Origin of the sequence: Prosthecobacter sp. (assembly GCF_044373815.1) — a bacterium.
GTDB lineage: Bacteria > Verrucomicrobiota > Verrucomicrobiia > Verrucomicrobiales > Verrucomicrobiaceae > Prosthecobacter.
The window spans coordinates 1-11,559 of sequence record NZ_JBIPNG010000192.1 but is presented as its reverse complement, the minus strand read 5'-3'; the positions used below and the strand labels follow the sequence as shown (position 1 = coordinate 11,559).

Annotated in this window: 15 protein-coding genes and 1 pseudogene; 6 read left to right on the top strand and 10 right to left on the bottom strand. The window is 60.1% G+C overall.

Going from position 1 to position 11,559, the window contains the following annotated elements:
* Positions 1-111: 111 nt before the first annotated feature.
* From ACIREA_RS16255 to ACIREA_RS16235, 5 genes are all read right to left on the bottom strand, one after another.
* Positions 112-315 (bottom strand): CsbD family protein, encoded by a 204-nt coding sequence (locus tag ACIREA_RS16255; protein WP_397383346.1) that lies wholly within the window; start codon positions 313-315, stop codon positions 112-114.
* Between the two features lie 685 nt (positions 316-1,000).
* On the bottom strand, positions 1,001-1,204 hold the full coding sequence (locus ACIREA_RS16250) for a hypothetical protein (protein WP_397383345.1): 204 nt from the start codon (positions 1,202-1,204) through the stop codon (positions 1,001-1,003).
* 13 nt (positions 1,205-1,217) lie between these two features.
* Positions 1,218-1,427, bottom strand: a complete 210-nt coding sequence (locus tag ACIREA_RS16245; RefSeq protein WP_397383344.1) for a hypothetical protein — start codon at positions 1,425-1,427, stop codon at positions 1,218-1,220.
* 127 nt (positions 1,428-1,554) lie between these two features.
* Positions 1,555-2,211, bottom strand: a complete 657-nt coding sequence (locus ACIREA_RS16240; protein ID WP_397383343.1) for an RNA polymerase sigma factor — start codon at positions 2,209-2,211, stop codon at positions 1,555-1,557.
* Positions 2,212-2,435: 224 nt separating this feature from the next.
* Entirely contained in the window at positions 2,436-2,687 is a 252-nt protein-coding gene (locus ACIREA_RS16235; RefSeq protein ID WP_397383342.1) for a hypothetical protein, read from the bottom strand.
* Positions 2,688-3,257: 570 nt separating this feature from the next.
* Here ACIREA_RS16235 and ACIREA_RS16230 point away from each other — a divergent pair.
* Positions 3,258-3,773 carry an antitoxin Xre/MbcA/ParS toxin-binding domain-containing protein gene (locus ACIREA_RS16230; protein ID WP_397383341.1) on the top strand — a complete coding sequence of 172 codons (516 nt, stop codon included), beginning with the start codon at positions 3,258-3,260 and terminating at the stop codon, positions 3,771-3,773.
* Complete coding sequence (locus ACIREA_RS16225) at positions 3,770-4,222, top strand: RES family NAD+ phosphorylase (RefSeq protein WP_397383340.1); 453 nt, start codon at positions 3,770-3,772, stop codon at positions 4,220-4,222. Before ACIREA_RS16230 ends, ACIREA_RS16225 begins: the two co-directional genes overlap by 4 nt.
* A gap of 121 nt (positions 4,223-4,343) precedes the next feature.
* Here ACIREA_RS16225 and ACIREA_RS16220 read toward each other — a convergent pair whose 3' ends face one another.
* Positions 4,344-4,787: a hypothetical protein gene (locus ACIREA_RS16220; protein WP_397383339.1), complete on the bottom strand. Its 444-nt coding sequence runs from the start codon at positions 4,785-4,787 to the stop codon at positions 4,344-4,346.
* A 431-nt stretch (positions 4,788-5,218) separates the two neighbouring features.
* On the opposite strand from ACIREA_RS16220, the gene ACIREA_RS16215 reads away from it, so the two are divergent.
* The 4 genes from ACIREA_RS16215 (at position 5,219) to ACIREA_RS16200 (ending at position 7,955) form a co-directional block, all read left to right on the top strand.
* A complete protein-coding gene (locus ACIREA_RS16215) occupies positions 5,219-5,341 on the top strand; it encodes a hypothetical protein (RefSeq protein WP_397383338.1) in 123 nt (40 codons plus the stop codon).
* Between the two features lie 176 nt (positions 5,342-5,517).
* Positions 5,518-6,549 carry a hypothetical protein gene (locus ACIREA_RS16210; protein WP_397383337.1) on the top strand — a complete coding sequence of 344 codons (1,032 nt, stop codon included), beginning with the start codon at positions 5,518-5,520 and terminating at the stop codon, positions 6,547-6,549.
* Positions 6,550-6,708: 159 nt separating this feature from the next.
* Positions 6,709-7,308: a hypothetical protein gene (locus ACIREA_RS16205; RefSeq protein WP_397383336.1), complete on the top strand. Its 600-nt coding sequence runs from the start codon at positions 6,709-6,711 to the stop codon at positions 7,306-7,308.
* A 32-nt stretch (positions 7,309-7,340) separates the two neighbouring features.
* Positions 7,341-7,955 carry a hypothetical protein gene (locus ACIREA_RS16200; protein ID WP_397383335.1) on the top strand — a complete coding sequence of 205 codons (615 nt, stop codon included), beginning with the start codon at positions 7,341-7,343 and terminating at the stop codon, positions 7,953-7,955.
* Positions 7,956-8,085: 130 nt separating this feature from the next.
* On the opposite strand, the gene ACIREA_RS16195 is transcribed toward ACIREA_RS16200, so the two are convergent.
* The 4 genes and pseudogenes from ACIREA_RS16195 to ACIREA_RS16180 form a co-directional block, all read right to left on the bottom strand.
* Complete coding sequence (locus ACIREA_RS16195; protein WP_397383334.1) at positions 8,086-8,580, bottom strand: SRPBCC domain-containing protein; 495 nt, start codon at positions 8,578-8,580, stop codon at positions 8,086-8,088.
* Between the two features lie 111 nt (positions 8,581-8,691).
* Positions 8,692-9,021, bottom strand: coding sequence for a VOC family protein (locus ACIREA_RS16190; RefSeq protein WP_397383333.1), 330 nt, complete (start codon positions 9,019-9,021; stop codon positions 8,692-8,694).
* A 643-nt stretch (positions 9,022-9,664) separates the two neighbouring features.
* Positions 9,665-10,117 carry a hypothetical protein gene (locus tag ACIREA_RS16185; RefSeq protein WP_397383332.1) on the bottom strand — a complete coding sequence of 151 codons (453 nt, stop codon included), beginning with the start codon at positions 10,115-10,117 and terminating at the stop codon, positions 9,665-9,667.
* Between the two features lie 258 nt (positions 10,118-10,375).
* Positions 10,376-11,559, bottom strand: a pseudogene (locus ACIREA_RS16180) (hypothetical protein); the annotation flags it as partial.

The following is an 11,559-nucleotide window of genomic DNA, read 5'->3' as shown; positions in this document are numbered from 1 at the left end:
TCCAATTCCTTGGTTTTGGCGGGAAGTTGTTCAAACGTCTTCAGATCGGTGCCGAGTTTCTTTTCGACTGCTGGTGGCTCTGGTTTCATGCGTTTGCTCTGTGCTGCACGCTCAATTGCAGCAGCTGGATGAGGTGCCCTTGATGGCATGTTCCACGACTTCACGGGTTTGACCCGTGCGCTTCTGGATGCGGCCAATCAGTTCTTCCTCCTTGCCTTCGATGTTTTGGAGATCGTCGTCCGTGAGCTGGGCCCATTTCTGCTTCAGCTTGCCCTTGGTGATGTTCCAGTCGCCTTTGATTTCGAGTGTTGTCATGGTCGTGTGGGTTGGATGTGGGTGGTTCTGCGGACGGAATTTTCGCCGATCCGCATGCAACCACTCTGTGCCAGCGGGAGACGAATAACGATGGGGTGTAACCCGACCTGGGGCATTCATGCCTGGCATTGTTATCCACCCGCCGCTGCACCCATCACCCACCCGCGCCTGATGCTACCAGCAAAAACCATGGCGTGCGCCCAGCAAAAGGCCGGGGTGCCTCCAGCGGAGACATCCCGGCCCAAGCGAGGAACGGCAGTTAGTTCGAGCGGCCGGTTAGAGCGCCTCAGGCCACAGCGCCCTCGGAGCGCGGACTTCCAGTCCGCAGCTGGTCGCTTTCACTCAGCGCATGTCGCTGCAGTTGGAAGTTCGCAAACGCGAGTGTTTCGGCACGTGAAAGCGAGGGGCAGAGGGACGTTTCGGAATTCGGCGTGCATGCGGTGCAGCGAACTCGAGGGAGGTGCGGAGCCATGTGTCTTCGCGGAGTGCTGCGGACTGAAGTCCGCGCTCCTGGACGCTTTGATCTTCGGCGCTCGATCCCGCGATGCCTTCTCTTGCATCCGCGCCATTCCCCGCTGCACCCATCCACCCCGCCTGACGCTACCAGCAAATACCACGGAGCGCGCCCAGCAAAAGGCCGGGGTGCCTCCAGCGGAGACATCCCGGCCCAAGCGAGGAACGGCAGTTAGTTCGAGCGGACGGTGGTGGTCTCCGTCGTGGTGGACACGGGGGCCAGGGTCAGGGGCGACCTGCGGGTCGTCGTTTCTTCCGTGGTGGTGGTGATGGTCGTGGGCGGGCGACGGTCATCGTCGTCCATCGAGTCGCAGCTGGAGAGAGTCGTGAAGGCGGCTGCAGCAAGGCAGCAATAAAAGAGCGGGTGTTTTTTCATAGGGATGGGCGGTTTATTTCTTGGTTTCGGTGGTGGTCGTGGTGGTCTTCTCGGTGGTGGGAGTGATGACGGTGGTCTTGTTCACTGTCGTTTCCGCATCCGGGGTGACGATGGTGGTTTTTTTCTCGATCACCTTGTCCGGACCGGGGCCGACGGTGTTGACCCGTCCGTCACACGAGAACAGGAGAAAAGGCGCGAGGGCCAGGAGGAGATAAGGTTTCATGATAGTAGATGCTGGGGTGTGGTTGGATAAAATGAGGGTGGTGCGGGCGGGCGGCACCGAAGATGAGGGGCGTCGGGCAGGGGGCTTCAATGAGAGCGCGGCGGACGGCAGGCATCCGCCATTCTCATCACGCCGCCTGCAGGCTGTGGATGGCATTGCGCGTGCGGAAGACCTGGCGCAGCCGTTTCAATCCCAGCTCCATGCGGGTTTTCACGGTGCCCAGCGGTGTCTGCATGGTGTGGGCCACCTCGCGCTGGCTCATGCCCTGGAGGAAGGCCAGCTCGATGACTTTCTTCTGCGCCACGGGCAGCAGCGTCAGGTGCTCGCCCAGCACGCGGCCCAGGTCTGCCTGCACGCATTCATCCGCGCGGCCCTGGGAGTAGGACTCGGTGTGCTGGATCTCCACCTCCATGCGGCCCACGGCGCGGCAGTAGGCCAGCGAGCGGCGCACGTGGTCGATCGCACGGCGCTTGCACAGCGTCGTCAGCCAGGCCAGCGGGCGGCCTTTGGCGGGCGAGTAATGGTGTGACTGCCGCCACAGGCTGAGAAAGCACTCCTGCAGGACATCGTCTGCGCCCGCCTCATCCGAGACCGTGCGCTGGATGGCGCACTTGAGCATGCGGCGGTGGCGCTCGATCAGCGTTTCCAAAGCCGAGGCATCGCGCCGCTGGATGGCGGCCATGAGTTCTTCGTCAGGTGGCTGAGGGCTCTCAGGGTTGAAAGCGGGGGCCTGGAGCTGAGGTGATCCATTGTTCCTGGCGAGAGTGGGGGCGAGTGTGTTCATGTGCGGAGAGTGCTGATTCAGGGCCTGCGTCGGGGGCGATCCCCGTTGCTTTCCCGAAGACACTACCAAGCCTGCAACCCCTGCACCATGGGGTGATACCCTACGATGGCCCGCCGCCCTGCAGGCTCCGGTAACTGCAATAGGGGGCAGGCAACAAAAAGACCGCCCGGGTCACGTTTGCCGCATCCAGCCCCGCACCCCACGACGTGCCCCGCCACCGTGAATCAAATGCGCTGCTGCATTTTGAGGACGCAGACGAAACCGAATGCCAGCGCCGCGTAGGCCGCATTGAAAGCCACGTCCCACCCATCGCACGCCTTGTGGGTGACGACCACCCACAGGATGCGCGAGACATGCACCGCCAGCATCAAAGCAAGCACCAGCGCCGGGAGGCAAACCCGTGATTTCAGCCGGCAAACGACCCACAGCAGATACACCGCCGCCGCCGTGGATGAAGCCAGATACAATCCGTTCATGAGAGGCGAACTTTATATCTGACTGGCAGGAAGAAGGCCAGCCCTCATTCCAACCCACCGCGCCTAGACCGTCGGAGGCAGGGCAGGGGAAACCCGCCTGCGCCCGCTGTTTGCTAGCCCACGGCAGGGACGCTTGTCTTTGCCGCAGAGAAGCAAAGAGGCAGAGTGAGCAGAGAGCCTGAATCAGAGTCAAAGCGTGGATTGCGCATGCAGGATCCATCTGCCGAACCAAGATCCCTGACCGCTGACGTGAAGCCCACAAGACATTGATAGTTGAAGTCAGAAATGACGGATTCCGGATTGATTCGCTTCGCTCCCCCTTCGGGCTCCCTGCGGTCGTCTGACTCGCTTCGCTCGGCTCAGTATTAGCGTCAAGTCAGCGTCTCATCAGCGGTTCAAAACCCCTGCATTTTCATCCCAAGCTCCCGATCCCACATCATCCGAGTATCAGTGGATGCACCACCACCGTGAGGCCATGCTGCCCCCTTCCGCCGCCAGAAGGCAAGGCCCCTGTGTTGCCTCAAAAACGTGTTTGACTTTTGTGTCAAATGACGCATATATAAGTATCAAATGAAAAAAGAACTCAATCTCATCCAAGAGACTGCCGCTGTGTACCACAGCCGTGCAGAAGGCGGCGTAGGCGCCCGGAAAGCGGGCGGCGGCATCGTGGCTTACCTGGCGCATGGCGCTGCAGGCAGGCATGCGCCGTTTGAGTTCACCACGGCCAAACTCATCCAGTCCCTCAAGATCGGCCTTCCCGTGCAGGAGCTGGATGACTTGCGCAGCAGCCTGGACGTCTCCATGGAAAGGCTCGTGCCCATGCTCGGCATCTCCAAAGCCACCCTGCACCGGCGCATGGCGGCGGGCAGGCTGGATCCCGCAGAGTCAGACCGCGTCGTGCGCTTTGCCCGGCTCATGGGCAAGGCCGTGGAGGTCATGGAGTCCACGGAGAATGCGCGTGCATGGCTCACCTCCGCGCAGCGCGGCCTCGGCGGTGCGGTGCCGCTGGAGTACGCAGAGACGGAGGTCGGTGCCCGTGAAGTGGAAGATCTCCTCGGCCGCATCGAATACAGCGTTTACTCATGAAGCTGCAGGCCTGGCGCATCGTGAAGGCAAAGCACGCCGCCACCGCCTTCAGTGGCGAAGGCGCGCGACTCTACGGCGGCCGCTGGAACTCCGCCGGCGTCAGCCTCGTGTACACCAGCAGCACCCAGGCGCTGGCCGCGCTGGAGTCCCTCGTGCATCTCAATCCGCCCGTGATCTTCACCTACGCCGCCATCCCCCTCGAGTTCGAGGCCGCGCTCGTGGAAAAAGTCACCGCACTGCCCCCCGGCTGGGCGCTCTCGCCCGCCCCGCCCTCCACCCGCGCGCTGGGCGATCTCTGGGCCAAAGAAGCCCGCTCCGCCGTGCTGGAACTCCCCAGCGCCATCATCCCCGGCGAGTCGAACTACCTCCTCAATCCCGCGCACCCCGACTTCAAAAAAGTCGTCATCGGCAAGCCCGTGCCCTTCTCGTTTGATCCCCGATTGCTCTGAGGAAGCACGAGCAAGCAGCGCGAATCACCCGCGCAGCCACTGGGGGGGCTGTAGCCCTCAATATCGAAACAGCAGCATCGCCCGCTCCTCCGCCGCTGCCTTGCTTGCCAGATCACGACCGCTACTCGGTGGACCAGTGGATCTGGTGATACAGCTCTCCACGGCAGATCACCTTCAGCGCCCCGTCCAGAGTACACACCAAGTTCACCCTCTGATCCTCATCCCCATCCTCATGCTCTTTCCCATTCGGAATGGGGTCAGTCCTCAACTCCGCCTTCCTGAAGCGTGAGCTGGATTCGCAATGAATCACAAAGCTGGAGCACAGCTCATCCCCTCGGGACAAGGTGAAGCGATAATCAAAGAACATCGGCCCGCCGAACAAAAACTGCCCGGCAAAGCTCCAATGCGGCACCTCCTCCACCGTCAGTTCCATGTGCCAGTTCTCAAACTTCCCCATCTGCCGCGGCAGCGATTTCCAATAGGCATGGGCACAGTGCGCGAAGAGCAGCACCGCCAGCACGCCGCACACATGCCTTGCCGTCAGTCGCGAGGGTGGAAATTTCATTCAGGAGGAAGCTCCAAGGATGAAGGGACAGCGCCCCGCACGCCAGCCCCATTTTGGTTCAAAGACACCCTGAGCGCGAGCCAGCCTGCTTCCTGCCGCCTCATCGACACCTCCCAGTCAAAGCAGCTGGGCCCGTCTCCCTCAGTGAAACGCCACCCCTTGGCCCCTTCACAGCGCATGGAATTCCCCGTGTCAGATCTTCCACCGCGCAGCATTCGCCAGCTTCGTCAGCCCTGTCTGTCGCGCCCACCACCACAGTCCATCCGCCCGGCACACGCTTAAATCATTCACCCAGAGATGATTTTAACATATATTCATAAATGTAAGAAAAAAGTATTGATTGATTCTAAATCAAGCCTCACGTTACAACCGTGATTATACTACGAACATTAGGAGGCGCGATGGGTTCCATGTTTACTTTAGGATCAGCAATGACTCCTATCGAGCTTGATCTTTTACCGCGCCTATTCGTCGGCCTGTTTGGTCTCTTCATGGTCATCACCGCCGCCGTCGCCAAGGACAAGACCCTCGAGCGCTGGTTCGGCGGACTCTGAGTTTTCAGGCAGCCAGGGCAGGGGACACTCATGCCCGGTCGCCTTCCAGAAGCCGCGCGCACCCTTGCCCGGCCACCTCGAAGCCGCCACTGAAAAGGCATCTGCTAGGAAAAAGACCCCCAATGCATTTTGGCGATACCCATTGTGCGTACGCACTTCCCACCTAGTACACCCGCATGAAACAACCGGCCCGCCTCCTGCTCGTCCTCCTCGCTCCGCTGCTCATGCTGCATGATGCCAGCGCGCAAAACGCCGGCGGCGTGCGCGCCTTCAAGGACATGCTCAAAGACATCCCCGCCAAGGAGATGCTGAAACTCTGGAGCGACAAAAAAGCCGAGGTCGCCCTCAGCATCACCCGGCAGATCGAGACCAAGGAAGTCGGCAAAGTCGGCACCTACCGTGGCAAAGTCACCAAGCTCGACCCCTACTCCTTTCGCAATGAGAACCTCGTCGGCTGGCGTCTCGGTGTGGAGGAAAATTTCAAACGCGGCGGCGACACCCTCCTCGTCTTCTCCTGGGTCATGGTCCACACCGATCCCAACGGCCTCATCCCCAAGATCCGCCTCGGCGATGAAATCACCGTCACCGGCACCGTCAACCGCGCCGAGCTCACCGCCATCGACAATCCCCGGCTCAATGTCGATCTCATCGTTCCCGTCATGAACAACGGCAAAGGTGCCGCCGAAAAAGCCACCGCCGAAAAGCCCGCCGCCAAACCCGCTGCGCCAGCCGTCCCCGCTGCGCCCGCTGTCATGCCCACGCCCGCTGCACCCGTTCAGACCGCAGACTACCCGCTCGACCGCATCCTCGACGCCCTCCCCGAAGCCTCCCGCGTCACCCTTAGCACCGCCCCTCTGGCCGCCGACTCCATCCCTGCGCTGAATACCGCCCTCTCCACCCTCGCCCTGCGCAAGCCCTTCAAGTTCACCTTCAAGACCGAAGCCGCCGCCGCCCTCCCCAAGAGCCCCGAGAGATTTCAAATTCGCGCCGCCCCCGGCCTCCTCAGCGGCAAATACCCCGCCATCCAGCAGCACTGGGTGCACCTCTACATGCCCACCGCCAACGCCGCTGACATCGCCAAAGCCGGCCTCGGCGCCACCGTCACCATGAGCGGCACCATCACCCGCATCGACATCATCACCACCCCTCAGGGCGTCCGCCAGCTCCAGCTCAATCTCGAAGACGCGCAGGTCCTGACACCACCCTGAGCGGTTCAGTCATAGTAGCCCAGTTGCGCCGCAACTGGTTTGGAAAAGGCTTGCCTCCATGCTGTCTATCGGGGCCAGTCTCCAAAAATTCGCCTGCACTCCAGCTGCGCCGCGACTCGGCACTTGCGGCGCCTGCACCTTCACAGTTAAAACCACCGCATGCAGTCACAACCACCTGAGGAAAGCGCGGCATTGGTCAGCCCGGGTGCCGCTCCCATAGCCAGCTCGCAGCCGCATACCGCGTCCATGCGCAAGAGTCCTCCACCCTTGGCGCAGGCCGGCCTTCTGCTCCTCCTGCTCTTTCTGGCAAGCTCCTGTGTTGTTTCGAAGTCTGGCATGCAGAAGCAGCAGATCATCTTTAAACTCGAAGATCAATATCGCCACGTGGTCGAATTGGAGAACCTGATGAAGTCCGAATCGCTGGACAACGTTCTGCAGTCGGAACGCGGTCGGCTCAGAGGAGACGACGAAATTATGGGCACGCCCTTTTGGTATATTCCCCAGTATCAGTTCAAATCCGCGCTCGAAATGGCACATCTCACCGCGAAGGAGCGTCGGCAACTAAAGCTCAAGTGGATCAAAGAATACGGGCTCGGCTATGTCCTGTTCAAGCCCGCCCCTGGCGATATGAACTTTCTGACCCTCGGTGAATCAGACCCCAACGGCTTCACCCTCGACGAGCTCCATCACGAGTTTGGAGCCAATCTTCCGCCCTTCACATCCCTGCTCAAAATCTGCCTCACGCACCCCAAAGAATGACAGCCAGAGGAGTCAGCACTTCCGTTTCACCCATGAGCAGCCGCCCCTCCAGCCTCCGCCACCCGCGCACCACCCTCTGGCTCATCGCCCTCCTCTCCGGCGTCGCCTGGCGTGCCGAGCTGGAGCTGCGCACCGGCTGGGCCTCACTCGACTGGATTGGGCAATTTCACTGGGCCATCCCCGCAGGCGTCTTCGCCTTCATCCTCTGGGTCCTCAGCGTCACCCGCGTGCAGCGCCCCTGGGCCTTTGCCGCCACCCTCCTCGTGTACTCCACAGCCGCGTATTTCACCGTGGGACGCCTCCTTATGACCGCCTTTGGCCGCTGGATGCCGTTTGGCGATAACGATCAACATTCGATGGCCACTGAGAAACTCGTCAGTTTCCTCCTCATCGTGCTCGTGCCGATCACCTTCAGCATCCTCTGCCGCCTCTTCGGCATCCGCGTCAGACTGCTTCCCGTGCTCGCCTCCGCCATCCTCTTCATGCTCAGCTGGCCTCTCGCCGCCTACGCGTTCTACATCGTCGAGCAGCGCGGCATGCCCGGAGATCCCATCCACGCCCTGAAAAGCGGCTACGTCATCCCCCTCCTCATCCTCTCCCTCGGCCTCCCCGTGCTGCGCGCCCGGCGTGATGCAGAGCGCGGTTAGCGCCTGCTATTCGCTTTCAGTGAAGTGCTTGGCCTCATTTTTTTCGCGGATAACGTCTAGCTCATCCACGGCGGGGAAGGAAGCCCGAATTCAAACAGGAGCGTTACCCGCCGTTGGATGCAGCGTCTTGTTAGGGTTCTTTCTTCTTTGGCCAGGGCAGACCGTGCCCCGTCTCAAGGACAGTCTTTAGGGAAGATGCAATCACCGGCCATCCACCCGTGACGTCGGCGAAAGTCTGATCCTCGGCCTTAAATCCGGTATGCGAAATCGTCAGTGAGCACATGGAGTCTCCAATCGGCTCGATCTTGTATGCGACGCGAGTCTCGGGGTCGTCTGAGCCAGCAAACTTGAAGGTATGCACTAGGGACTTCGGCTCTTCGAGCTCTGTAATCGTCCCGGTGATGAGTTCTGATCCGCCTCCGTAGCTGATCTTACCACCCTTCTTCAGCTCCAAAGTGTGCACTGGAGCCATGTAGTATTGATCGATGGTCTTCTTCTCGGTCAACGCGCTCCACACGTCCTTGGCGGGCTTTGCGATGAAGATGGTGTAGTGAAATTCAGGCTTCATGGGTTCTACGGACAATAGTGCCGAACTGGCAAGGAATGCGAAGATTGCGGTTTTCATATTTTCTTCCCTAACGCTTCGGATCAGGCGACGGCGAGCGGGAGGCGTCGATGACACGACAGATGGCCTTCGAGCCGTCGCCTGCATCCGTTTTGCTATGGCCGTGATGGTTTACGTGTTGAAATAGATCAGATTCCCGTCTGGATCGACTGCTTTCGCTCCAGAGCTACCATCTTCTTCCGTTTCGGGGCTCTGTTTGAGTTCGAAACCTGCTTCATGTAGCTTTACCGCAATCGCTTCTATATCGCCTCCGAAAAAGGTCAATGAATTCGCATCAACGTGACCTTGATATAATCCAATTCGGAGGTCTGATTGTGCTACAACAACCCACTTTTCCGCTTCGGCTCCTTCAACACGCTTGAATCCAAGTGCCTCGTAAAACGCTAAAGACGCTTTGATGTCAGAGACGGCTAAACTGATTTCTGGGTTTCCTAGTTTCATGATTTTTTAGCCATAACGCTTCGGATCAGGCGACGGCGAGCGCAAGACGTTGCTGACACGACAGATAGCCTTCGAGCCGTTGCCTGCATCCGTTTTGTTCGGCCTTGGTTGGTGGTTGATTTGCGTCATTGTTGTAAAGCGGAAGTTCGGAAACCACAGTTCGCGCAAAATGATGCTTTCGGAGTTCGGAACAGATGCCCGCACCTGGGGCATTCGGGACCGTAAACGGAAAGGATGTGATGCCAAAGTGCATTTGGATTCGTCTCTCTGAAACCGGTAATCTCGAAATACCTGTCGCAGGCCCGATGGCGCAACGTGCTCAAAGCCTCTCTCAACTCGAGTCCCGATTCAGCGCGATATGCCTTGATGCGCTCGATGTCAGTCTGAAGCAGCGGTCGCACTTCTGCCCACTCGTCATCGGTGAGCATAGGTATCGGCAGCTTACATCGCCAGCAATAGTAGGTCTTCGGCATGGCGCTGGTTCTTGGCCGAACGTTTAAGCGCTGGCACCGCTGGGGCGGGGGTGAGCGTCGAAACGGGATAGCGGGTTAAAGCTAGGGAAAGCTTGGCCGAGAGAGCAGCCCCAGCGGTTGTCCAGCCGCGCCTTGTTCGCCCTTGGTTGGTAGCGGTTCGTCATCTGAGCCTAAATGGAGTCAACTTTGGAGTCGAGGTATAACGCCAAAAAGGCATTGAAGTCTGAAGCAATGTGCTCCGCCGCAGCAGAAATGTCCTCAACCGAGGTATCTTCCCCGAAGGTGTATTGAAGCCGCACGATCTTGGAGTGGCCCGACGTATCGCGGTCATTTTGATTGAAGCAGTAGATACGGCCCTCAAAATCACGGGCAAATGGAATGAATCCATGCTGCCACACCTCGCAATTGGGAGTCACCGTATCCATCATGTCTAGATTGTCCTTGGCGGGATCCAAGCTGACTAAATCAACCGATGCTTCAAAGTTAAAATCCCGGAAGTAGTCTAAAGCGTCTCCGTTGATGTTTCGTTCGCGTAGCAGACTGAGGGTTTGCTCGTCGGCGGGATTGGCAGTGGCCTCAGCTTCTGAGGCAAGTCTCTCTAAAAGTGGAGGTGGGATGTTCATGGTGTTTTCGAAGTTGGGCGAACGTCTAGCTCATCCACGGCGGGGAGGGAAGCCCGAATTCAAACTGGAGCGTTACCCGCCGTTGGATGCAGCGTCTTGTTCTCCATCTTCATCTTCGTGAAATGGTGGGGGTAAGTTGTCAAGAATTTGCATCCTGACCCCATTTTGAGGCTTCCCGCGTCAACGCTGCAGACTCAAAAGGGGGTCAGTGTGCAAATACTTGACAGAATTATTGCGGCCTGACCACTCACCACGCATTCACTCCTTCACCACCGCCACCCTTGCATCCGGTGCGCCTGCACACTCCTCATGGAAGCGCTGCGCCAGCACCTCGCAGGCCGCGTTGAATTCAGCGGCGCTGTGCGCTCCATTGGCGGAGACAAAGATCAGGTGCACCCCCGGGTCTTTCCAGGGGCAGAAGGTGCTCCGCACGTAGGCGGGGTAGTCCGCCAGCATCTGGCCTTCCTGCATGAAGAATTCGCGAAACCAGTGCTTGCCATCCGTCATCACCTGCGGGCAGGCTTCCACCGCGCTCAGCTCGATGCCCCGGTACTTCAGGCACACCTCCAGCGTGTGGTGCCGGTCGCGGCTCGCGGAACTGTAGCACGCCAGCCCGATCTCCTTGGGCTGACCGTGCAGACGCACTTCAAAGCAGTTTGGCGAGATGCACCGCGCCATCACGCCCGCAGGCGGCTCCCAGCTCTTCTGGCCGATCGCCAGCAGCGTGGACGCGAGGAAAGGGAAGGTGAGGCAGGCATAAAAAGCCACCTGCACCGCCAAGCCCAACCGCCTCGGCCTCACGCACACAGGCACCAGCGGCACAGCAGTGTAAGCATCCGCAGCGGCATCATGCTCACCTGCGGCAGCAGCTTCACCGCGCAGAGCGGCATCTGCATTCGCAACGGCACATTCATAAATCGCAGGGGTCACAGCGGACCTATCCTTCAGGCCGCTCGCGGCACCCTTGTCACCCGCAGTCTCCATTCCACTCGCAGCCGCCAGATCACCGGCGGCCTTCAGATCACGAGCGTCAGCTTTGGCACCCGCACCCGCCTTCGCAGTCCCCTCCGCGCCCTCACCGTAAAACATCACCCAGGCCACGCCCGCAGCCGCCACGGCCCATGACCACGGCTGCATCACCACCAGCGAATTCGTGCACAGCACGCAGGCCAGGCCCGGCACACTCCAAATCCAGCGCGACTGCACCAGCAGCGGGCACAGCAGCAGCCACGGCAGCCAGAAGGACTCCATGCCCACCACCGCGATTCCCACGCCCGCAGTTACCCACGCCACCAGCGGCCACGCGCTCGGGCGCGCCGCATCATCGCGCACACGGCACTGCGCCAGGCCCACCACCGCCGCCAGCGTCAGCAGCAGCGCATTGGGCGTCCCCGCCATCGGCGCCAGCAGCGCCACCACCGCCGCCGCATGCAGCGTTTCCA